Origin of the sequence: Kribbella sp. NPDC000426, assembly GCF_040300265.1 — a bacterium.
Lineage (GTDB): Bacteria > Actinomycetota > Actinomycetes > Propionibacteriales > Kribbellaceae > Kribbella.
Map to the genome: position 1 here is coordinate 160,235 of NZ_JBEPDK010000002.1, position 21,832 is coordinate 182,066.

Below are 21,832 nucleotides of genomic sequence, written 5' to 3' on the forward strand. Positions count from 1 at the left end.
TTCGAACGGCCCGGCCGGTGAAAGTTGCTCACCAAAGATGTCCGTCCAGTGGTGAGTAGGTTCCAAATGACCGCCGTACCTCCAGGTGTAACCGCCGGGATCGCTGTGTTCGACCGGCACACCGGACAGTTCGTCCAGCAGTTCAACGCCGACCACCAGTTCCGGTCGGCGTCCGTGGTGAAGCTGCTGATCGTGCTGGACTTCCTGTGGGACCGCGGTCCGCAGTACGACGTCCCGGTGGCGGACCGGGAGCGGCTGGACGTCATGCTGCGCAGTAGTGACGACGACGCGGCCAGCCACTACTGGGACGAGTTGGGCGGCGCGGCGATCGTGGAGCGGATGGTGGAGCGGCTCGGCCTGACCCGTACGGCCGGACCGCCCGCCACCCACCCGGGCTTCTGGGGGTACGTCGCCATCACCGCTGCCGACACGGTACGGATCTATCGATACATCCTGGACAGCGCTCCGCAGCCGGTCCGCGAGTACGTGATGGAGCTGCTGCACCGGCCGACCCGCCACGGCACCGACGGCTTCGACCAGTACTTCGGCATCGCCTCCGCCTTCGACCCGGACTTCAGCATCAAGCAGGGCTGGTCCGGGTTCCAGGGGTCGAGCGGCTACCGGTCCGACCGCGCGAAGCCGGACTCCACGCTGGATCTGGTCAGCGACGCGCTGCACACCACCGGGACGGTCGGCCTGGACGACCGGAGCATCGTCGCCGTCTTCACGCTGCATCCGAGCGGAACGCAGTACGAGCAGGCCTATGCCGCGGTCACCGAGTTGACCGCAGGGCTGACAGTGCCGGGCGGCGTTCGCGCGGCGGCGAGCTGACAGTAGATTGCTCGCCATGCGAGTGCACATCGGCTGCGACCATGCCGGCTTCGAGCTGAAGAACCACCTGGTAGCGCACCTGACTGCCGCCGGGCACGACGTCGTGGACCACGGTCCGGCGGTGTACGACGCCGTGGACGACTACCCGCCGTTCTGCCTGCGGACCGGGCAGGCCGTCGTCGACGACCCGGGCAGCCTGGGCATCGTGATCGGTGGCTCCGGCAACGGTGAGCAGATCGCCGCGAACAAGATCAAAGGCGTCCGGGCCGTGCTGGCCTGGAGCACCGAGACCGCACGCCTCGGCCGCGAGCACAACAACGCCAACGTGATCAGCGTCGGCGGGCGGATGCACACCGAGGAGGAGGCGACCGGGTTCGTCGACACGTTCCTGGCCACCGACTACTCCGGCGAGGCGCGGCACACCCGCCGGATCGACATGCTGTCGAACTACGAGTCGACCGGCGAACTCCCGCCCCTGCCCTGACTGTCCTGAGCCTCTTGACCGTCGTCGGACTTTTGCGGCGCCGGCCGGCGTTCTACCTCTCGACGCGGCCGCGACACGTCCCGGGCCCGCATCGACCGCCCGGTCCCGACCACGGCCGGCGTCGGCGGGGCCGCGCGTCCGCCCCTGGCTGCACCAGAACCACCTGTCGTCCCCATAGAAGGAATCATGCCTGAAGGTCACACCCTGCACCGCCTGGCGAACGACGTTTGGGACGCGTTCGGTGGGCGACTGGTCCAGGCGTCCAGCCCGCAGGGCCGGTTCGTCGACGGGGCCGCACTGCTCAACGGACATGTCCTGCGGCAGACCGAGGCCCACGGCAAGCACTTCCTCGCCGACTTCGAGGGCGCCGGCTGGCTGCACATCCACCTCGGCCTGATCGGCAAGATGGACATCCGACCCGCCCCGGTGCCGGAGCCGGTCGGTCAGGTACGGCTCCGGCTGCAGAACGCCACGTCGTACGCCGATCTGCGCGGTGCGACCGTGTGCGAGGTCATCACCGGCGAGGAACGCGACAAGCTGCTCGGCCGGCTCGGACCGGACCCGCTGCGCGACGACGCCGACCCGGAGCTCGCCTGGAAGCGGATCCACCGCAGCAAGCTGCCGATCGGGCAGCTGCTGATGAACCAGGACGTGCTCAGCGGGGTTGGCAACGTTTACCGCGCCGAGGTCCTGTTCCGGGCCAAGCTGAACCCGATGACGCCTGGCAACGTGGTCAAGAAACGCGAGTGGCAGGGCATGTGGGACGACCTGCTCGCGCTGATGAAGTACGGCGTCGAGACCGGCCGGATCGACACCGTTGCCGACGACCACACACCCGAGGCGATGGGGCGTGACCCACGCAAGGACGATCATGGTGGCGAGGTCTACGTCTACCGGCGGCAGGGGCAGAACTGCTTCGTCTGCCAGTCGGTGATCCGGACCAAGATCCTGGCCGGCCGCAACCTTTTCTGGTGTCCCAAATGCCAACGCACCGGACTCACGCGCAAGAGCTGAAACCCATCGGTTGTGTTGCGAATTGATGCGCGGACCGAGAGGTGCCGTTATCTTCTTCACACCATGAGGAAGAACGGCGGACTCGCGCTGGTACGACGCATCGGCCGCCGGGTCGAAGCGCTGGGCCGTCGCGCCCGCCGGTCCCACCGGCTGGCGTTCGTCGCCCTGGCGCTGATGCAGTTGGTGATCGCGATCGCGAGCCACGTCTGGATGACCGCCGTACCGGCGTCGTTCCTGATCATCCCGCTGGTCGTCGGCGGCGTCCTGTTGCGGTTCGGGGAACTTGTGGCGCTGACCGGGATCACGGCGGCGTTCGGTTCGTACGTCGTCCTGTCCCGCGGATTGACGATGCCGCGGATCGGGTTCGTGCTGGTGCTGGTGATCGTCGGCTGGATCATGATCACCAGCGCGAAGGTGCGCAGCCGGCTCGGCGTGGCCGGCACCCGGAGCGAGTCGATGCTGATGGAGCTGCGGGACACGCTCACCGCGCAGGGGCTGATTCCGGCGCTGCCGCCGGGCTGGCGGGTCGAGGTGGCGATCCAGTCCGCCGGCGGGTCGACGTTCTCGGGTGACTTCGTCGTGTCGACGATGCACGGCGAGTTGCTCGAGGTCGCGCTGGTCGATGTCTCGGGCAAGGGAATCGACGCCGGGACCCGGGCGCTGCTGCTGTCCGGTGCGTTCGGCGGTCTGCTGGGCGTCGTACCCGAGGCGGAGTTCCTGCCGTCGGCCAACCAGTACATCCGCCGCCAGGACTGGGACGACGACTTCGCGACCGTGGTCCATGTCGTGCTCAACCTGCGGTCCGGGGACTTCGACGTCCGTACGGCGGGGCATCCGCCGGCGATCCAGTTCGACGCCTGGTCGGGGCGCTGGCAGACGCGCGACGCGGACGGCCCGTTGCTCGGGTTGATGGAGGCGCCGGAGTTCAAGGCGAACCACGGGCAGCTGCGGCTCGGCGACGCGTTGTTCCTCTACAGCGACGGCATGGTGGAGACGCCGCGGCGCGACATCGGCCGCGGCACCGACCGCCTCACCGGCCACGCGGAACGCCTTGTGGCACAGGGGTTCGTGGGCGGCGCCGCCGACCTGGTCGCAACCGCCGGCGGCCCGGGCGACGACTCGGCGATCGTGATCATCCACCGGGTGGCGCACGGCTGAGACCGGCAGGCCCACGGATGGCGTAGCCTGCTCCGTCGTGACGATCGATGGGTTGGGCGACACCTTCGGTGCCGGGGCGGACCGGGTTGCGCCCGACGTCTCGTTCGACGAGTTGGTCGCGATGATGCCGGAGGCGTTGCGGGAGGTGTTCCCGCCGTACCACTGGCAGCTGGCGAAGCTGTGGGAGCTCGACCTGAAGGTCGAGCCGGTCGAGATTGCCGACCTGGTCTGGATGTTCGACCTGCCGCTGTGGCAGCTCGACGGCAAACGGTTCCGGGTCACGCCGAACCAGGTCGCGGAGACGCCGATGAACTTCCGCGCGCACTACCAGCGGGTGATGGACGCGGACCTCGACTTCCCGATCAACCTGGTCGCGTACCGCGGGCGGCTGGTCGTCCTGGACGGCGTACACCGGCTGGCCAAGGCGCACTTCCTGCGCCGCCGGTGGATCGAGGCCACGATCGCCACCGCGACCCAGCTCCGGTCCTGCGCTGTTTGACAGGATGGGCTCCATGGACAGCGTGGAGCGTGAGGTGTACGTCGAGGCTCGCCCGGAGGAGGTCTGGGCCGCGGTGACGCAGCCCGAAGGTCTCACCCGGTGGTACGCATTCGGCGGCGCGGAGCTCGACCTGCGGCCGGGCGGACGGCTGGTGCTGCGCTGGGACGAACACGGGCAGTTCCTCGGCTTCGTCGAGAAGGTCGAGCCGGGCCGCCGCTTCGCCTACCGGTACGCCGTCGCGCCGGACGTCGATCCCGCGCCGGGCAACGCGAACCTGGTCGAGTTCACGCTCACGCCGGAAGGCGAGGGCACCCGCCTGCTCGTCGTGGAGTCCGGGTTCGACCGGCTGGACCTGACCCCGGAGGAGCAGGCCGAGCATGCCGGCCAGTCCGCGCAGGCCTGGGAGAACTCCCTCGGCCTGCTGACCGGCTGGGCGACACGCGGCAGTTGGTAATGTTGACGTGTCACCTTACGATTGCTGACATGACATCGGATAACGACGACTACGCGCCCAGTCCCACCGGTTGGGTCCGCGACCAGGTGGAGAAGGTCACCGCGGCCGGCACCACCGCGGCGGTCGACATCAAGGGGATGCGCGTGGTGCTGCTGACGATGCGCGGCGCCAGGTCCGGCAAGATCCGCAAGGTCCCGCTGATGCGGGTCGAGCACGACGGGGTGTACGCCGCCGTCGCCTCGCTCGGCGGCGCCCCGAAGAACCCCGTCTGGTACTACAACCTCAAGGCCGACCCGAAGCTCACCCTGCAGGACGGTGAGACCACCAAGGAGTACGTCGCCCGCGAGATCGACGGCGCCGAGTACGACGAGTGGTGGCCGCGCGCCGTCGAGGCCTACCCGCCCTACGCGGAGTACCAGACCAAGACCACCCGGAAGATCCCGCTCTTCGTCCTGGACCCGGTCGACTAAGTCCTTGCAAAGATCTCGCTCCGGATGACGGTCGGTGATCGGAGCGGGCCCAGGCTTGTGAGACGCTGGCGACGGCCGGGTTCACTTCGACCCGGCCCGGCGCGTTGCGCCGCTTGAGTTCTGGGAGTCGTCCTGACCACACACGATGCGGTGCCGGAACCGTTCGTCGGGTCGACGCGGTTGCGTCTGGCCGGACTTGCACTGCATGCCTATACCGCGAGCGGAACGGTGCTCGCGTTGCTGATCGTGATCGCCGCCATCGACGGCGACGCGGTCCGGGCCCTCTGGCTCGGGCTGGCGACCCTGGTGATCGACGGTACCGACGGGATGCTCGCCCGCCGGCTGCGGGTGAAGGAGACGATCCCGTGGTTCGACGGCGCGATGCTCGACAACATCGTCGACTACCTCACCTACGCGTTCGCACCGATCGTCCTGCTGTGGACCGGCGGCTTCCTGCCGTCCGGCACCTGGGGCGCGCTCCTCGGCGCGCTGCCGTTGCTTGCCTCCAGCTACCAGTTCTGCCGGGTCGACGCGAAGACCGAGGACCACTTCTTCCTCGGCTTCCCCAGCTACTGGAACGTGGTCGCGTTCTACGTCGTGGTGCTCAGCCTCAGCCCGATGATCACCGGCATCATCCTGGTCGTCTGCTCGATCCTGGTCTTCATCCCGGTGAAGTACGTGTACCCGTCGCGGACGAAGGCGTTCCGCTCGCTGAACCTGCTGACGACCGCGATCTGGCTCGCGTCGTACGCCGTACTCCTCGCGCAGATGCCGAACCCGAACCCGATCGTGGTCGCGGTCTCATTGTCGTACCTGGTGTACTACGGCGTCCTGAGCCTGTACCTGACGTGGCGCCGTAAGGCTGTCGCGTAGATGGTCCTCGGTCTTGGCGCGGCTCTGGGGGCCGCGGTGCTGTTCGGTGTCGGCGCGATCATGCAGGCGGTCGGTTCGCGCAAGGTGCCGACCGAGTCGGAGCTGAATCCGCGGCGCTTCGGCGCGTTCGTCGTGTCGTTGCTCAAGCAACCCGCGTTCCTCGGCGCGCTCGCGCTGAACCTGGCCGGCTTCGGCCTGCACTTCGTCGCGCTGCGGCTGCTCCCGCTGTACCTGGCGCAGGCCGGGATCGCGGTCAGCCTGGTCGTCACCGCGCTGCTCGCGACCAGGCTGATGTCGGATCAACTCAGCGCGCTCGAATGGTCCGCAGTGGCAGGCGTCGTGGTGGGTCTCGGCCTGCTCGCGGTGTCAGCCGGAGACGCCGGCGCGGCCGCGCAGCATCACGGGCTCACGATCGGCATCATCGTCGGACTGATCACGATCGCCGTACTGGGGGCCATCGCCAGCCGGTCGCAACACGGTGTTTCCACCGCCCTGCTCGGACTCCTCGCCGGTCTCGGGTACGCCGGCGTGGCCATCTCAGCTCGTCTGCTCCAGGACGGCTCCATCTCCGAGCTGATCCACAGCCCGACGCTCTACACGCTCCCGATCAGTGGAGCGCTCGCTTTCATCCTGTACTCGCTCGCACTGCAGCGCGGTTCGGTGACGTTGGCAACGACGCCGATGATCGCCCTGCAGACCATCACGCCGGCCGCCGTCGGCGTCTTCGTCCTCCACGACGCCGTCCGCGCAGGCTGGTGGCCCGCAGCGATCATCGGCTTCGCGCTCTCGGCTGCCGGCTCGGTGATCCTGGTCCGCTTCGAGTCGGTCAAGCACTGAGCTCAGCGCGACGGCCACTTCCAGGGTGGCTCGTCGAGCGGGCCCTGGCCGTCGATGGTGGTGGCACCGCGGTCCTTGACCAGCTCGATCGTCTGCAGGTCGGGGGACAGGGCCTGCAGCGAGGAGATGAACGGGCGCGAGTGCGTGACCACGATGACCTGCGCCTCCTTGGCCGCGGTGACTACGAGGTTCGCGAGGGCCGGCAGGAGATCGGGGTGCAGGCTGGTCTCGGGCTCGTTGAGGACCAGGAGCTCCGGCGGCCGAGGGGTCAGGAGGGCCGCGACCCACAGGAGGTATCTGAGCGTGCCGTCGGACAGCTCGGCACCGGACAGCGGCCGGAGCAGGCCGTGCTGGCGGAACGCGACCTCGAAGCGACCGGAGGTGTTCACGACCTCGACCCGGCTGCCGGGGAAGCCCAGCTCGATGGCTTCGTCGAGTGCGCCGTTCGGGCCGAGCTCGCGGATCGTCTGTAGGGCGGCCGCAACGTCTCCGCCGTCCTGGGACAGGACGGGCGTCCGCGTCCCGATCTGCACCCGGCGGGCGGGCGCATCGGCGTCGGTGCGGAAGTGATCGTAGAATCGCCAGCCGCGCAGCCGGTCCCGCACCAGCATGAGCTCCGGCGCACGTTCTGGATCCGCGAACTCGCTCAGCATGGAGTCGAACGTCTGGAGCTGATGACCAGCGCGTTCCCACGCGCCGCCGGACGAACGGATCCGCGCCTCGCGATTGCTCCGATCGACCAGCAGCGCGGCCGGCCGGAGGAAAGGCCCGGCCCACAACGCTTCCCGCTTGATCTCGGGGTCGAGATCGAACTGCGAACCGTTGGGCACCGGCAGCCCGAGGTCCATCAGATAGCCGTAGTCATCGCCCGCGAACCCCATCCGCAACGTCACCGGACCGGTCCGAACTGTGCCCTGGACCGGCCGATCCTTGCGGACGTGCTCCGGCCCGGCCCACAGCGTCGACTGCAGTCCGCCTTCGCGTGCGAGGGCAGCGATAGCGCCGTTGCGTGAGGCATCGGCAAGCAACCGGAGCGCCCGGTACAGGCTGGATTTGCCCGTCCCGTTCGCTCCGGTCACCACATTCAATCCGCTCAGTGGCATGACGATCCGCCGCAGGGACCGGTAGTTCTCCACCGCCAGCGTCGTCAGCATGCGCCCAACGTACTGGGATCCGCCGACAGTCCTAGGGCAGGCGGCGCCAGCGGACCGCGTCGGCGATCACGTAGCCATTGGCGTTGTCGCTCAGCTCGACGTAGCCGTCCAGGCCGGCGTTGAACGTGAACGTGCCGAGCGAAACCCATTCGCCGGTGCGTGGGTCCGGTACGCCGCGGACCTGCTGGTTGACCGCGACCGTCGTCGTACCGCCGGCGTGGTGTACGACGTACGGCGCGTTGGAGGCACGGTTCGGATCGGCGGTGTACGACGTGAGGACCTCGTACTGGCCGGTGCCGGGGATGGCTGGGCGGAAGCGGGCCAGGTTCGCGCCGGTGCCCTTCGCGTGGGTGAGGTAGTTGAACCCGTAGTACCCGAGGATGCTGCGCCCGCTGGCCCACGTCCCGACCGTCTCGAAGCCGAGCCCGCCGTTGTCGACGGTGATCTCTTCGCGGACGTCCGGGGTCGCCGCTGCTTTGACGAGGGTCAGTTGCTCGAGCGCCACCGCGGTACCGCCTCCTCGGCCTGCTCCAGCCAGGGTGAAGCGGATGGAGTGCCGACCTGCGGTGAGCTCGCGTCGGTCGAGCAGCACCATGTCGTAGCCCTCGCCACGGAACGAGGTCAGGTCCAGCGCACTGACTCGCGGCGCGTCCCCGTCGACAGTCACCGTGACCAGTCCGCCGTCAGCAGAGCGGTAGTAACGCAGCCACAGCTCGTACGTGTCTGCGCGGTCCACATGGATCGCCTGGTCGACGTACGCGCCGACAGCGCCCGCTGGCAGCCGCGGGTAGTTCATCGGGTACGACGACGTAGAAAGGCCCGGCCCGGTGGCCAGACTGTCGCGTCCCTGGGTCAGCCACTCCAGGTTGAAGCGGGCGACCGCCACCCGGCGCGGACTGCTGTCGATGTCGCCGTCACACCCGTACAGCAGGACGATCGTGCCGTCGGACAGGCGGGCGAGGTCGGAGTAGTACCCGCGGATCGGGCTGATCGAGCGGCTGTAGCGGAACGACTTGCCCTCGTCGTAGCTGACCGCCACCGTCATGTTCCAGCGCATCGGTGAGTCAGGACGACTGAGCAGTACGCGGTTGGCGTCGTCGGTGTACCTGAGAAAGCCCATGTCGCAGCCGTTGAACAGGCCGACGCTGAAGTCCATGACTGCTCGAGACCAGCTCAGACCGTCGTCAGTGCTGATGGCGAAGTCGCGCGGCCAGTCGTTGCCGGAGCCGGGCCGGCTGTTCATGACGATCGACCCGTCCGCCCGCTGGAGCAGTCTGGCCTCGCCAACCGTCGGCAGACCCGTCCCGAGCGGTACTTCGCCACCCGCCTTCCAGGTGCGGCCGTGGTCGTCGCTGTAGATCGTGGAAGCGCCGTAGTTGCGGTCTGCGGTCGGCACTCCGGTGATGATCGTCCGGTGTGACACGCTGAGCAGCAACCGGCCGGACTTCAGCTGGATGCCGTGGCCGGGGCCAGGACCGTGCATCTCCCAGTTGAACGGGAAGCTGTCGAACAGACCGTCCAGACTGTGCCGCTCGCCCCACGTAGCGCCGTTGTCGGTGCTGGAGCGGTAGTGCACGATGCCGGTGTCGGAGGAGCAACTGGTGTTCTCCGGCAGCCGCGCGCAGAGGTTGTAGAACAGGAAGACCTCACCGGTGTGGCCGTCGGCAACGAACGTCGGGTTGGCCCAGCTCTCACCGTTCACCGACGCCTCGACGGTCTGCGTCGGCAGCCACGTCTGTCCGCCGTCCGTACTGCGGCGGATGAGCAGATCGTGCGGTCCGGCGTCACACACCTCGTGCCTGCCCTCGCAGCACGCGATCAGGGTGTCGTTGCGCGTCGCGATCAGCCCGTAGACGAAGTAGCTGGCCAGCGGGTCGACGGTGTTGTCCCACAGCGTTGTCTCGCCGAAGACCGGCGCCGCCGGCTGATGGTGTCCACGACCGCCACCACCGCCGTGCGGTACGACGGCGTTGGCGGACGCCGGCAACGCGGCCGCGGCCGCTCCGGCTGCGATCCCGAGATTCAACGTACGACGACTGATCGGCATCCCACTCTCCTCACGACGGAAGGTGGCAGGACCGTACTCGCTCGGTTCGCGCAGGCGCTAGACGCTAATAGGTATTACTCCTTCGAGATAGCGGATCAGTCGGTGGACGCGGCAGGTTGTCACCGGCCGCCGAAGGTCTCGTACAGCTCGTCGCGCTCGGCCTCGGTGAGGTTGGTGTCGATGAGCTTGCTGTGCATGCCGTGGAAGCGTTCGCCGACGCGGTCGAGGTCGCCCTGCTCGGTGACCACGAACAGGGCCGAGCTTCCCGGTGTCACCTCGGTGCGGATCTTGTGCAGCTGCTCCTTGGTGATGCCGGACTTCTCGGTCGTCTTGGCTATCGCGCCGATCGCGGCGCCCGCCACGCCGCCGATCACCGGCACGAAGAACAGGGCACCGAGGAGAACGCCCCACAACGCACCCCACCCGGTTCCGCGCCAGGTCTCTTCGTGTGCCTGCTTGGTAGTCGGATGCGAGGCGCCTTCGGGCCACGAGACGACCGCATGGTCGACGATCTTCACCAGCCCGTCACGCTCGCAGCCTTTGAGCACCGTAGCGGCGTGCTCGGCTCCGCCGGGCGTATCGAACTTCCACACCGTAAACGCGGTCATGGTTTGCTCCTTGCCGTTCTTCACTGCCGGTCACCACATGGTGTCGGCTGGAAGACACGGCGGATTCACCCCGCCGGGGTGAATCCGGAAGCAGAACGGGCGCGTGGGTTCAGGAACCCACGCGCCCGCGATCACAGACTGTCAGGCCAGGGACTCTTCCCAGGCCTGGTGCAGGCCGGCGTAGTGGCCGTCCCGGGTGATGAGGTCGTCCGGTGCGCCGTCCTCGATGATCCGCCCGTGCTCGAGCACCAGCACCCGGTCCGCGGTCTCGACGGTGGACAACCGGTGGGCGATCACGATCGCCGTACGGTCGGCCAGGATCGTCTTCAGAGCCCGCTGGATCAGGCGCTCGCTGGGGATGTCCAGGCTGGACGTCGCCTCGTCCAGGATCAGCACGCTCGGGTTGGCCAGGAACGCCCGGGCGAACGCGACCAGCTGGCGCTGACCGGCCGACAGCCGGGAGCCGCGCTTCTCCACCGCGGTCTCGTAGCCGTTCGGCAACGCCGAGATGAAGTCGTGTGCGCCGATCACCTTCGCCGCCTCGACGACCTCCTCCATCGTCGCGTCGGGCTTGCCGAAGCGGATGTTGTCGGCCACCGAGCCGGTGAACAGGAAGTTCTCCTGGGTCACCATGACCACCCGCTCGCGCAGGTCGTCCTCGGACAGGTCGCGCAGGTCCACACCGTCGAGCAGCAGGTGCCCGCCGGTCGGGTCGTAGAACCGTGCGACCAGCTTGGCGATCGTGGTCTTGCCGGCGCCCGTCGTACCGACCAGGGCCAGCGTCTGACCGGCCGGCACGTCCAGCTGCAGACCGGGCAGCACGGGTACGCCGTCGACGTACTCGAACCGCACGTTCCGCAGTTCCAGGTGGCCGCGCGGCTTGCCGGGCTTGGCAGGCTCGATCGGCTCCGGGACGTCCGGGGTCTCGTTCAGTACGCCGGACAGCTTCTCCAGCGCGGCCGACGCGGACAGGAACGTGTTGTAGAACTGCGTGATGTCCTGCAGCGGCTCGAAGAACTGCCGCAGGTACAGCAGGAACGCGGTCAGCACGCCGACCGTCACGTGCCCGTGGTAGGCCTGGTAACCGCCGTACGCCAGGATCGCGACGATAGTGATGTTGCCGACGCCCTTGATCGCCGGCATGAAGACCGCGTTCAGCCGGAACGACTCGAGGTTCGCCTTCCGGTAGCGGTCGTTGACCCCGTGGAAGATCTCCTCGTTCCGCGGCTCCCGGCGGAACGCCTGGACCGCGCGGATGCCGGTCATCGACTCGACGAAGTGCACGATGACCAGTACGACGGCCTCACGCGTCTGCCGGTAGACGACCGCCGACCGCTTCCGGAACCACGCCGTCAGCAGCAGCAGCGCCGGGAACGACAGCAGCGCGAGCAGACCGAGCTTCACGTCGAGCGTGAGCAGGATGATCGATGTACCGACCAGGGTCAGTACTGCGGTGACCAGGCTGTCGAACCCGCTCGCCAGCATCTCGTCGATGACCTGTACATCGGACGTCAGCCGCGAGATGACACGCCCGGAGGTGAACCGGTCGTGGAACGCGGGGCTGAGCCGCTGGAAGTGGTCGAACACCCGCTTGCGCAGGCCGAGCAGGATGGTCTGGCCGAGCCGGCCGGACCGCATCAGGAAGATCTGCCGGGCCCAGGCCTGCAGCAGCGCCGAGAACAGCACCGCGATCACGATCGTGATCAGCTTCCCCGACCCCTCGCCGGCCAGGATCGGCGGGATGCCGTTGTCGATACCCAGGTGGACCAGGTACGGCACCGCGAGCCGGGCGGCGTTCTCGACGATCACGATCACGACCAGCAGCCAGATCAGCTTCTGGTACGGCCGGAGCAGCTCCCCGAGCAGCTTGCGGGAGTCCTCCTTCAGCCGGATCGTCGTCGCCCGGGAGATCTCCCGGTCCGGGTCCTCCTCGAACAGGCCCCGCCAGCTCTGCTCCTCCGGCGGCTTCTGGTCGCGTTCCTTCGCCCGTTCCGAAGCGCGGGGAGGTGTTTGCTGGGTCGTCGTCATGCGTGCACCTCCTCTTCTTCGGCTGCCAGCAGGTGCCGGTACTCCGGCACTGTCGCCAGCAGTTCGTGGTGGGTTCCTACGTGGGTGATGGTCCCGCCCTGCAGCAGCGCGACCTTGTCGGCCAGCATCACCGTCGAGGCACGGTGCGCCACGACGATGCCGGTGGTGTCGGCGAGCACGTTCTGCAGCGCCTCCTCCACCAGAGCCTCGGTGTGTACGTCGAGCGCCGACAGCGTGTCGTCGAGCACCAGTACGGCCGGCTTGGCGAGCACTGCGCGGGCCAGTGCGAGCCGCTGGCGCTGTCCGCCCGACAGCGACATGCCCTGCTCACCGACACGGGTCTCCAGACCCCACGGCAGCTCGTTGGCGAACTGTGCCTGAGCCACCTCCAACGCCTGCTGTACGTCGGCATCGCTGGCGTCCGGCCGTCCGAGCGTCAGGTTCTCCCGGACGCTCATGGAGAACAGCGTCGGGTCGTCGAACGCGGAGGCGACCGCGGTCCGCAGCGACACCAGGGACAGGTCCCGGATGTCGTGGCCGTCGATGGTGATCCGTCCGGCGGTCACGTCGTACAGCCGGGGGACCAGTGCGGTCAGAGTGGTCTTGCCGGACCCGGTGGCGCCGACCAGTGCGAGCGTCGTGCCAGGGGTGAGGTCGAGGTTGATGTCGTGCAGCACCTCGGTCGAGTCGTCGGAGAACCGGAACCCGACGTGCTCGAAACGCAGGTGACCGCGCGAGTTGACGAGCTCGTCCGGACCCGACTTGATCACCGAGTAGGTGTCGAGGATCTCGCTGATCCGGTCCGCCGCGGTCATCGACTCCTGCGCCATCGCCAGGATCGCGCCGAGCGAGGTGACCGGCCAGACCAGGGACAGCATCAGCGTGATGAACGCGACCAGGGTGCCGAGGGTGATCGCCTGCCGGCCGGCCGCGAGCGCGCCGAGCAGCAGAACGATGACCAGGGTCAGGTTGGGGATGACGCCGAGGAAGCTCCAGAACCGCGACGCCAGCCGCACCTTCTCGACCTCGGTGTCGTACAGCGTGGTCGCCTCGTCGTCGAACTGGCGCTGGACGTGCGGCCGGCGGCCGAACGCCTTGATCACCCGGAAGCCGAGCGCCGACTCCTCGATCCGGGTGGCCAGGTCACCCTGCTGGTCCTGGACCTTGCGGGAGATCCGCAGGTACTTCTTCTCGAACTTCAGCGACACCATGACGACCGGTACGGCGGCCACCAGGACCACGAGACCGAGCGGCCAGTACAGCTGCAGCAGCAGGATCGTGACGACGACCAGTTGCAGGACGTTCATCACCAGGAAGAGCAGACCGAAGCCCATGAACCGGCGGATCGTGGACAGGTCGGTGGTGACGCGGGACAGCAGCTGACCGCTCTGCCACTTGGTGTGGAACTCCATCGGCAGCGACTGGAGCCGGACGTACAGGTCGTGCCGGAGAGTTGCCTCCAAATCACTGACCGTCCGGGATTGCGCCCAGCGGCGCATCCACACCAAGATGACTTCGGCGAGGCTGAGCCCGAGGGCGAGCAGCGCCAGCGGGACCAGCAGGTTCAGCTCGTGGCGGGTCACCGGGCCGTCGATGATCGACCTGGTGACGAGCGGGACGCTGAGGCTGACTCCGACGCCGAGCATGGCGGTGGAGAACATCACCGCGAGACGCCAGCGGTGGGGCCTCAGGTAGGGACGCAGTCGCCACAGGTTGCGGCTGCGTTCGGGGACACGGGTGGTAGGGGCTGCGATCGACGGCGCTTTGACAGCGTGCTCTGACGGCATCTGGACGGGCGCACTTCCCATCTACTTCGGTTCACAAGGGGCTTGGGCGACCTGAAAACGGCGCACTTTCCAGTATCGCCCAGTAGGTAAGCGCTTGTCCCGCCAATTCCATTCCCTCCGGATGAAACGCAATAACCCATCCCGGACCCACGCGGGAGGCCCGCCCGGACCTATCACGATCCGCAATCAGTCCCGTCAGATCGATCGCCGGTCCGCGACCGTGGCTGCCCGATCGGGCGACCGTTGCGGGCCGAACCCGGCGGACACCGGGGCAGTGGTCGGCCGAACCGCGTGGTTCCGCGCCCGGGTGCCCGGATCGTTGAGGCATGGGACAGATCGGGCTTTCGTCGGGCTTCGCACAGCAGGGCAGTTACGGACCGGGGAACTGGGAATTGGTGATCCCCTGGCCGGACGGGGGCTTCGCCGCGTTCTACCGCGACGACTCCGGCTGGCACGGCCCGCTGGTTGTCACGCCGCCGGCCAGCCCGGTGGTCCGGTCGCTGGCGTTCATGGAGGGTGACTACCAGTCGGAGTCGAACGGCGACCATCAGAACTTCGAGCTGATCGCCGTCGAGGGCGGCAAGCTGGTCCACTGGTGGCGGGACAACGCGGAGCCGTTCGCCTGGCACCGGGGTGCCGAGTTGCCCGGGATCACCACCGCGGGCGGCGTCACGCTCGGCCGGTCGCACTGGGGAGTCCCGCCGAAGCAGACCCATCCGGTTCACGAGGCAATGCTCGTCACCGCGCAGCTCTCCGGGGGCGGCGTGCTCTCGTTCGAGATGCCGCGGCAGATCGGCAACAACCCGCCGCCGCTGGTGTGGACCCAGGCCGGCACCGTCGACTACCCGGAGCAGCTGTTCGAGGGCCTCGGGTGGGCCTTCGGCGCCGTCGGCTCGACCGATCCGGACTGGGACGAGTCGACCAGGTACGCCTCCTTCGTCAGCGCGATCCGGCTCGCCGTACGGTCCGACGGCAACCTGCTCAGCTACGAGTGGTTCCACGACGGCACCGGTCAGCAGATGAACGAGAACCCCGGGTACGTCGGCACCGGCGTCCGCGGCCGGCCCGCCGTACTGGAGTCCGATCGGGGCTACAACCGCAGCTGGCCCGGCTCGGCGCAGTGGCACCACGGCCACTACGAGGCGTTCGCACCCGCGGCGGGCGGTGGTGTGACGCACTTCTGGCGAGCGAACGAGGACGGCATCGGCGAGGCCTGGAACCTCGGTGCGACTGTCGGGCGCCTGGTGTACGACGAGGTGTCGGCGTTCCAGTCGCGGGACGAGGAGAAGAACCTCAACGACTCCACGGCGCCGCTGCAGGTGTTCGCCCGGATCGACGGCGAGCGCTGGGTTCACCACTTCACCCATCGGGACCTGGAGTCCGGCTTCGAGTGGCGCGGCCCGTTCAAGATCGGCTTCAAGCCACCGGCGGCGGGTCTGTTGCCCGGATCGCCGGTCGGGCTCGGCCGCGGCAACCGGGACGCCGTTGCGCTCGCGGTGGCCGCCGACGGTTCGGTGCAGGCGACCTACCGCACGCAGTCGGGCTGGGAGCCGCTGGATACCGTCAGCCCGGCTGGGACAGCTCTGCCGGGGACGCCGGTCAAACTGATCAACCGGTCCGAGCAGGCGACGTTCAGCGCCGGGCAGATGTACGCCGTCCTGTCCGGTGGGGACGGTTCGGTACGGCTGATGGTGATGTCGGCGGCAGGGTCCTGGACGGAGGCGTCCGAGCTCGCCCCGGCCGGTGCGACGGTGCCGGGAGCCGCCGTGGAGATCGAGCTGCAGGGCGCGTGGACCGGCTGGACCAACGTGGTGTACGCCGGTGCGGACGGGTCCGTCAAGGTCCACTGGGTCGGCAAGGACGACGCGTACGTGTGGCACGGCCCGGGCGAGATCGCGCCGCCCGGAACCGTGCACGCAGGTGCCAGAGTGTCGTTGCATCTGCAGACGTTGCACCAGCTCGACGCCGTTTATGTGCCTGAGGACGGCTCGGTGCAGGTGCGGTGGGTCGACGAGGACGGTGGCCAGTGGAAAGGGCCGGCCGTCATCGCGCCGCCCGGGTCCGCCGTACCCGGATCCCGGGTCGCGCTCGCACAGCAGGGCGAGCGGGACCAGTTGGACGCCATCTACGTCGCACCGAACGGGTCGCTACAGCTGATCTGGGTCTCCGGACGCGAATCCTGGCAGGGGCCGTCGGAGCTCGCGCCGCCGGGCTCGGTGACCGAGGAGACCGTGGTCAGCATGACGCCGCGCACCCAGATCGATCAGGTCAACGCGATGTACGTGGCCGCCGACGGCTCGATCCAGGTGGCCTGGACGACCAAGACCGAGCCTTGGCGGCCGTTCGGCCCGGTTGCTCCGCCCGGCACCGCCCGCGCCGGCAGCGAGCTCGGCCTGCTCACGCAGGGCCGCGCGATCACCATGGCCTACGTCGCTCCGGACAACTCCCTGCAGGAGCTGGTGATCAACCAGGACGGTTGGGTCGGGCCGATGCAGATCGCGGCGGCATTCCCCGCGGCGACGTACGGCGGCGTGCAGACGCTGCTGACTCTGGCGAACACCGCCGCGGCGAGACCGGACCGGGCGCTGGCGGCGATCCACTCCTTCGAGGCCACCGCGGCCGCGCGGGACCTGGCCGCACTCAACCCTGCCTACCGGTCCAGCCTCGGTGAGTGGCTGCTGTACCCGATCCAGGCCTACATCAGTGCGGCCGGGAAGACGGCCGAGGCGATTTCGGCAGCGACCGAGGCGCTGGACGTGTTCCGCCGGCTCCGCGACGAGGATCCCGCGGACCTGCGGCTCGGGTACCAGCAGGCCCGTGCGCTGGTCACACTCGCCACCCGGCTCGCCGACGTACCCGATGCCGCAGGTGCGTCGGCCCGGGCGCTGGAGGGCGCCGGTCTGGCCCGGCAGGTGGCAGTGGCCGATCCGGTCTATCGGGACGCGTTCGGGCAATGGCTGATCTGGCCGATCCAGGTGTACGTCGCGGGCGCGGGCGACCGTCGCACGGCACTCGCCCTGGCTACCGAGGCGCTCGGGATCTTCGAGGCACTCGAGCAGGAGCAGTCCGGAAAGCTCGATCACGTGTACCACCACGCCAACGCGCTGGTTCAGGTCGCCGTACGGCTGTGGGATGTCGACGACCGCGCGGGAGCGGTCGTACGGGCGGGTGAGGCGGCCCGGGTCGCGGCGCGGCTCACGGCCGCGTCCACGGCGTACCTGCCCAGTCAGGGCGACTGGCTGCTATGGCCGATCGTCCCGTTCCTGCGGTCCGCGGGGAGCCATGCCGACGCGGTTGCGGCTGCGGACGAAGCGGTTGCCGTGTTCGAGAAGCTCTCGGCCGATGCGCCGACGAAGTACGCCGAGAAGCTGGCGGCGGCGCGGGCTCTGCGGGCAGGACTCGGTTAGGCCACCTCGGCGGGTTCCGGGACCTCCTGCAGCCCGCGGAGAGGCGAGAAGGCGGCGACCAGGAATCCGACGAGCATGCCGGCGGTGGCGATCAGGAGGGTCGGGCGGATGTGGAGAGCGGTGGCCAGCACCCCTGAGACGGCCGCGCCGGCGGCCTGGCCACCGATGACCAGGGTGCGCCAGGAGGCCGTGACCTGACCCAGGAGGTGGTCGGGCGCCAGGGCCTGGCGCAGTGTGCGTTGCGGTACGCCGAACAGCGCCATGCCAACACCCGCGAGTACCTGGCCGAGGAGGATGAGCGGCGTACGGCCGGTGAAGAGCAGGGCACCGTTGAGTGAGGCGAGGAAGCAGCCGCACAGGTATGAGCGACCGATGCCGACCAGTCGGCACCACGGTGCGGCTACGAGCGTCCCCGCAACCGCAGCGGCGCCGAAGGTGGTCAGCGTCAGTCCCACGAACGCGGGGGTGCGGTGCAGCTCGCGGATGAGGAACAGGACCATCAGTGGTCCCTGCAGGGATCCGGCCAGGGCCGCAATGCCCGCGGACAGGACGAGCGGCCTGAGCATCGGGTGGCCGAAGAGCACGCGCAGACCGGCCGACAGCTGTACTTCGGAGCGGGCCCTTGTGGGTGGGCGGTCCGGCTCGCGGATCAGATACGCCGCGATCGCGGACACGACGTACGACGCGGCGTCGATGACGATTGCGAACGGTGCGGTGAGGACCTGCACCAGGAGGCCGGCGACGGACGGTCCGACCGTCGAGGCGACGTTCAGGTTCAGCAGGGCGGCACTGTTGGCCCGCATCAGGTCCTCTCGTGGAACCAGGATCGGGATCATCGTCTGGGACGCGGTGTCGGACAACAGGGTGAGCACTCCGGTCAGTACGGCGACGACGTACAGCTGCTCGATCCGCAGCGACTGCAGGGCCGCCGCAACCGGCACCGAGCCGAGGAGCAGAAGTCGTCCGACGTCGGTAATGATCAGCACGCGCCGTCGCGACCACCTGTCCACCCAAACACCCGCCAGCAGTCCGAACAGCAGGTGCGGAGCAATCGACACCGCCGACAGCGCACCCATCTGCACAGCCGACGCCTGCAGAGTCACTACCGCGACGAGCGGCAGCGCGACAGTTGTGATCGCACTGCCGGACGCGGACACCAGTTGTCCGATCCATAGCTTCCTGAACTCGCCGTTAACGACCCACGCCATACCTGTGAACCTGTCACTGAGGAGAGTCATTCGACTACGGCTGTTCGCCACCAGCAGAGCTTGTTCACTCCACGCGAAACACAGGACCCCTTGCAGTGAAGGGGAGTGAGGCACCACGGGGGATCAGCCAGGCGTGCTCACGCCGTACTCGGACGACGTCGCACTGCCCGTCGGTGATGAGCAGGATCGGGCCCTCAGCGGGGAAGTCCTTCGCCCGCTCGAGCAGGTCGACACCGGGCTGCAGCACTGTCCCACCACGACCACGGACCTGCACCCGGCCGGCGATGTCGTCCACGGGCACGTACCCGGCGTCGTACGCCGCGGCGTCGCAGTACACGACCCGAGCGGCCGGTACGTCGCGAGCGCGCGAGTACGACGCGATCGCGCCGAGCGCCTTACCCAGCAGCTCACGGTCCATCGAGCCGGAGGTGTCCAGCACCACGCCGTACGTCGGGAGGCGGTCGAGCTCGACCGGCCGGATCCAGCCCGGGCGCGGGATGTCCGGCGTACCGGACTGGCGTCGGGACGCGCGGGCGTACGTGCGGGTCTTCTCCACGGCCGGCACGTGCTCCTCGAACCAGCGGGCCAGCCGTGCATCCCAGGCGAGGGGCGGGTGGTCCAGCGCGCGGATCGCCTCGACCAGTCCGGCAGGAAGCGTGCCACGGGAGGAGTCGTGGTACGCCAGGCCGGTGGTGAGTGCCCGCCGGTAGATGTCGTCCAGACCGGCGCCGCGTGCGGCCTCACCCGCGTGCGGCAGCGGGTGGCCGAGTACATCGCCCAGTCCGACACCGCGCAGGGTCGCGAGCTTGCGGTAGCGACGCAGGTCGGTGGTGATGCGGTCGTAGACCTCTTCGGCGGACATGCCCTTCAGGACCGGGTCGTGCAGGGCACCGTCCGGCATGCTGCCGACACCCATCTCCAGGAGCCAGCCGTTGATCACCAGGTCCGCGGCCACGTTCCACAGGTACGGATCGCGGCCGCCGACGCGCTCACCGTGGCGCAGGGCGGCATGCAGCATCTCGTGGGCCATGACGAACCGCCACTCGCTCAGGGACATGCTGATGAGCGGATTGACGTAGATCTCGCCCGCGGCCGCGTTCACTGCGGCCACGTGGATGTCCCAGCCGCGGGCGAGTTCCGCCTCAGCGACGATCGTCATGCTCGACGCGATCGCACCGAGCAGCGGGTACGACGAGACGAACCAGCCCAGCGCGAGGTCCCACTTGTCCCGCCCGCCACGGTCCGCGCTCAGCGAGGAGCGTGCACCGCCTGCGACCTCCACGGCTGCTGCTGCCGCGGCTGACAGTCCGGCGGCGAACAGCTCGCTCCAGTCCGGCGGCTTGCCCCAGCCGTTCCAGCGCGCCGTCTCGACGTCCGACACCCGGCCCGCGACACCGAGTCCGTCGTACTCCGCCGGCACGCCCTCGCGCCGCCAGAGACGTGCCAGCGGGTCCTCCTCCATGGCAGGGAAGGACGGGGGCTGCTCGGCGATCGGCGTCCCGAGCTTGAGCGACTGGAGGTAGCGGTTCACGGCTACGTCGTACGCGGCCTGGCCGGCGTGGTCCGGCTCCGGGCGGTCGCGGTCCGCGTGGCCGAGTCCGAGGTGGATGAGCAGGTGCGCGAACACCCACGTCCACTCGTCCGGCGTGGCCCTGCGGGTCCGGTGTGTGCGGATCTGGCCGTTCGAGTCGATGATCGCCCAGGCGTCGGCTGGACAGGCCTCGTCACGAACCGGACTGTGCGCCCAGTCGGCCATCGGCGCGAAGAGTGGGTGCTGCACGACGGTGGCCCAGCCGGCCTGGACTGCCTCCCACGCCGGATCGCGCTGCTTCTTGCGCTTAGGCACGTGCCGCTACCAGCCGCGGCAGGTCGCGGCTGACCTCGACCAGGAACCAGGTCGGCAGCACCGGGCGGCCGTCGTCGTCGGACGCGATCACCAGCTGCGCGATCTCGAGCGAGATCTCCGCCAGCTCCACCAGCAGCGCCTTGCCGCGGTGCGCGAGCTGACGGGCTGCCGGGTTGGCGGAGGCCTTGTCGGCGGCCAGTTCCTTGATCAGGCGGGCGCGGAAGGTCTCGGCGAGGAAGTACAGCAGGTCGCGGTCCTCCGGAGCGGCCGGCCAACCGGTCTCACCCTTCAGCACGGCGTCCAGCCCGAACGCGTGGCGGACCGTCTTCACGTACGCACGGAACGTGGAGGCGTGCGCGGGAGACAAGGTGCCGAAGGCAAGCACTCGGAGGGTCTCGTCGGACACGTCGTCGCCGTACGAGTGGAGGGCGTCCGAGAGCATGTGCCAGGAGCGCGGGGTGGAGAACGGCTCCTCGGTCTTCGGCGGTGCGGTCCACAGGTGGTCGGGGCGGTTGCGCAGGTACTCCAGCACCCACGGGTGGATGCCCGCCGTACCGGCCCAGTGCAGCCAGTCGCCCGCGGAGGCGCGCAGGTGGACGTGGACGAGCCGGTTGACCAGTGCGCTCGCCATCGGACGCGCCAGCGCGTTGTCGGTGGCGCGGTTGCCTGCCCCGATCACCACGGAGCCTGCGGGCAGCTCGTACTCGCCGATCCGGCGGTCGAGGATGAGCGAGTAGAAGGCCTTCTGGACCTCGGCGGACGATGCGTTCAGCTCGTCGAGGAACAGGCAGTACGGCTCGTCCCGCGCGATCGCCACGGGCGGTGCGAAGCGGCTGCGGCCGTCCACGATCTGCGGTACGCCGATGAGGTCCTCCGGCGCGAGTTGCGTGCCCAGGAGCGTCACGCACTCCAGGCCGAGCGATTCGGCGAAGGCCCGCACCAGACTGCTCTTCCCGATCCCCGGTGCGCCCCAGAGGAAGACCGGTCGTACCACTGCGACGTGCAGCAGCACTTCGGGCAGCTCTGCCGCCGATACCGTGATTCCTGCCTGCATTCATTCCTTTCCTGGCTGCCGTCCTTGGTCAGCCCTCCAGGATCCTCTTGGAGTCACGGTGTGTCACTCTGTT

General features: G+C 68.8%; 18 protein-coding genes. 10 read left to right on the plus strand and 8 right to left on the minus strand.

Features of this window, described 5'->3' with window-relative positions:
• The first annotated feature begins 66 nt into the window (after window positions 1–66).
• The 9 genes from ABT313_RS08640 to ABT313_RS08680 all read left to right on the plus strand — a co-directional run bounded on the left by ABT313_RS08640 (window position 67) and on the right by ABT313_RS08680 (window position 6,620).
• The gene (locus ABT313_RS08640; RefSeq protein WP_350850203.1) at window positions 67–831 is read left to right on the plus strand and encodes a serine hydrolase; all 765 of its coding nucleotides are present in this window, start codon (window positions 67–69) and stop codon (window positions 829–831) included.
• A gap of 16 nt (window positions 832–847) precedes the next feature.
• The gene (locus tag ABT313_RS08645; RefSeq protein WP_350850205.1) at window positions 848–1,315 is read left to right on the plus strand and encodes a ribose-5-phosphate isomerase; all 468 of its coding nucleotides are present in this window, start codon (window positions 848–850) and stop codon (window positions 1,313–1,315) included.
• 186 nt (window positions 1,316–1,501) lie between these two features.
• Complete coding sequence (locus ABT313_RS08650; RefSeq protein ID WP_350850207.1) at window positions 1,502–2,329, plus strand: Fpg/Nei family DNA glycosylase; 828 nt, start codon at window positions 1,502–1,504, stop codon at window positions 2,327–2,329.
• 63 nt (window positions 2,330–2,392) lie between these two features.
• On the plus strand, window positions 2,393–3,487 hold the full coding sequence (locus tag ABT313_RS08655) for a PP2C family protein-serine/threonine phosphatase (protein ID WP_350850209.1): 1,095 nt from the start codon (window positions 2,393–2,395) through the stop codon (window positions 3,485–3,487).
• Window positions 3,488–3,524: 37 nt separating this feature from the next.
• Window positions 3,525–3,986, plus strand: a complete 462-nt coding sequence (locus tag ABT313_RS08660; RefSeq protein WP_350850211.1) for a hypothetical protein — start codon at window positions 3,525–3,527, stop codon at window positions 3,984–3,986.
• Between the two features lie 13 nt (window positions 3,987–3,999).
• Window positions 4,000–4,440, plus strand: a complete 441-nt coding sequence (locus ABT313_RS08665; protein WP_350850213.1) for an SRPBCC domain-containing protein — start codon at window positions 4,000–4,002, stop codon at window positions 4,438–4,440.
• Window positions 4,441–4,469: 29 nt separating this feature from the next.
• A complete protein-coding gene (locus tag ABT313_RS08670; RefSeq protein ID WP_350850215.1) occupies window positions 4,470–4,910 on the plus strand; it encodes a nitroreductase family deazaflavin-dependent oxidoreductase in 441 nt (146 codons plus the stop codon).
• A 150-nt stretch (window positions 4,911–5,060) separates the two neighbouring features.
• Entirely contained in the window at window positions 5,061–5,783 is a 723-nt protein-coding gene (locus tag ABT313_RS08675; RefSeq protein WP_350850217.1) for a CDP-alcohol phosphatidyltransferase family protein, read from the plus strand.
• Window positions 5,784–6,620, plus strand: a complete 837-nt coding sequence (locus ABT313_RS08680; RefSeq protein WP_350850219.1) for a DMT family protein — start codon at window positions 5,784–5,786, stop codon at window positions 6,618–6,620.
• A 2-nt stretch (window positions 6,621–6,622) separates the two neighbouring features.
• On the opposite strand, the gene ABT313_RS08685 is transcribed toward ABT313_RS08680, so the two are convergent.
• The 5 genes from ABT313_RS08685 to ABT313_RS08705 form a co-directional block, all read right to left on the minus strand.
• A complete protein-coding gene (locus ABT313_RS08685) occupies window positions 6,623–7,774 on the minus strand; it encodes an AAA family ATPase (protein ID WP_350850221.1) in 1,152 nt (383 codons plus the stop codon).
• A 31-nt stretch (window positions 7,775–7,805) separates the two neighbouring features.
• The gene (locus ABT313_RS08690) at window positions 7,806–9,821 is read right to left on the minus strand and encodes a golvesin C-terminal-like domain-containing protein (RefSeq protein ID WP_350850223.1); all 2,016 of its coding nucleotides are present in this window, start codon (window positions 9,819–9,821) and stop codon (window positions 7,806–7,808) included.
• A 119-nt stretch (window positions 9,822–9,940) separates the two neighbouring features.
• Window positions 9,941–10,429 carry a DUF1269 domain-containing protein gene (locus ABT313_RS08695; protein WP_350850225.1) on the minus strand — a complete coding sequence of 163 codons (489 nt, stop codon included), beginning with the start codon at window positions 10,427–10,429 and terminating at the stop codon, window positions 9,941–9,943.
• A 141-nt stretch (window positions 10,430–10,570) separates the two neighbouring features.
• Window positions 10,571–12,457, minus strand: coding sequence for an ABC transporter ATP-binding protein (locus tag ABT313_RS08700; protein WP_350850227.1), 1,887 nt, complete (start codon window positions 12,455–12,457; stop codon window positions 10,571–10,573).
• Complete coding sequence (locus tag ABT313_RS08705) at window positions 12,454–14,118, minus strand: ABC transporter ATP-binding protein (RefSeq protein WP_350852088.1); 1,665 nt, start codon at window positions 14,116–14,118, stop codon at window positions 12,454–12,456. The genes ABT313_RS08700 and ABT313_RS08705 overlap by 4 nt, the downstream gene beginning before the upstream one ends.
• A gap of 452 nt (window positions 14,119–14,570) precedes the next feature.
• Between ABT313_RS08705 and ABT313_RS08710 the strand changes: the two genes are divergently transcribed.
• A complete protein-coding gene (locus tag ABT313_RS08710) occupies window positions 14,571–17,651 on the plus strand; it encodes a hypothetical protein (protein WP_350850228.1) in 3,081 nt (1,026 codons plus the stop codon).
• Here the strand turns inward: ABT313_RS08710 and ABT313_RS08715 are convergent.
• The 3 genes from ABT313_RS08715 to ABT313_RS08725 all read right to left on the minus strand — a co-directional run bounded on the left by ABT313_RS08715 (window position 17,648) and on the right by ABT313_RS08725 (window position 21,759).
• Window positions 17,648–18,859 carry an MFS transporter gene (locus tag ABT313_RS08715; RefSeq protein WP_350850230.1) on the minus strand — a complete coding sequence of 404 codons (1,212 nt, stop codon included), beginning with the start codon at window positions 18,857–18,859 and terminating at the stop codon, window positions 17,648–17,650. The genes ABT313_RS08710 and ABT313_RS08715 overlap by 4 nt on opposite strands.
• 64 nt (window positions 18,860–18,923) lie before the next feature.
• The gene (locus tag ABT313_RS08720; RefSeq protein WP_350850232.1) at window positions 18,924–20,705 is read right to left on the minus strand and encodes a vWA domain-containing protein; all 1,782 of its coding nucleotides are present in this window, start codon (window positions 20,703–20,705) and stop codon (window positions 18,924–18,926) included.
• Entirely contained in the window at window positions 20,698–21,759 is a 1,062-nt protein-coding gene (locus ABT313_RS08725) for an AAA family ATPase (RefSeq protein WP_350850234.1), read from the minus strand. The genes ABT313_RS08720 and ABT313_RS08725 overlap by 8 nt, the downstream gene beginning before the upstream one ends.
• Window positions 21,760–21,832 lie beyond the last annotated feature (73 nt).

Bases quoted from the DNA above. Each gene is read 5' to 3' on its own strand.
- ABT313_RS08640 (WP_350850203.1), top strand. From the start codon at position 67: ATGACCGCCGTACCTCCAGGTGTAACCGCCGGGATCGCTGTGTTCGAC.
- ABT313_RS08645 (WP_350850205.1), top strand. From the start codon at position 848: ATGCGAGTGCACATCGGCTGCGACCATGCCGGCTTCGAGCTGAAGAAC.
- ABT313_RS08650 (WP_350850207.1), top strand. From the start codon at position 1,502: ATGCCTGAAGGTCACACCCTGCACCGCCTGGCGAACGACGTTTGGGAC.
- ABT313_RS08655 (WP_350850209.1), top strand. From the start codon at position 2,393: ATGAGGAAGAACGGCGGACTCGCGCTGGTACGACGCATCGGCCGCCGG.
- ABT313_RS08665 (WP_350850213.1), top strand. From the start codon at position 4,000: ATGGACAGCGTGGAGCGTGAGGTGTACGTCGAGGCTCGCCCGGAGGAG.
- ABT313_RS08670 (WP_350850215.1), top strand. From the start codon at position 4,470: ATGACATCGGATAACGACGACTACGCGCCCAGTCCCACCGGTTGGGTC.
- ABT313_RS08680 (WP_350850219.1), top strand. From the start codon at position 5,784: ATGGTCCTCGGTCTTGGCGCGGCTCTGGGGGCCGCGGTGCTGTTCGGT.
- ABT313_RS08685 (WP_350850221.1), bottom strand. From the start codon at position 7,774: ATGCTGACGACGCTGGCGGTGGAGAACTACCGGTCCCTGCGGCGGATC.
- ABT313_RS08690 (WP_350850223.1), bottom strand. From the start codon at position 9,821: ATGCCGATCAGTCGTCGTACGTTGAATCTCGGGATCGCAGCCGGAGCG.
- ABT313_RS08695 (WP_350850225.1), bottom strand. From the start codon at position 10,429: ATGACCGCGTTTACGGTGTGGAAGTTCGATACGCCCGGCGGAGCCGAG.
- ABT313_RS08700 (WP_350850227.1), bottom strand. From the start codon at position 12,457: ATGACGACGACCCAGCAAACACCTCCCCGCGCTTCGGAACGGGCGAAG.
- ABT313_RS08705 (WP_350852088.1), bottom strand. From the start codon at position 14,118: ATGTTCTCCACCGCCATGCTCGGCGTCGGAGTCAGCCTCAGCGTCCCG.
- ABT313_RS08710 (WP_350850228.1), top strand. From the start codon at position 14,571: ATGGGACAGATCGGGCTTTCGTCGGGCTTCGCACAGCAGGGCAGTTAC.
- ABT313_RS08715 (WP_350850230.1), bottom strand. From the start codon at position 18,859: ATGGCGTGGGTCGTTAACGGCGAGTTCAGGAAGCTATGGATCGGACAA.
- ABT313_RS08725 (WP_350850234.1), bottom strand. From the start codon at position 21,759: ATGCAGGCAGGAATCACGGTATCGGCGGCAGAGCTGCCCGAAGTGCTG.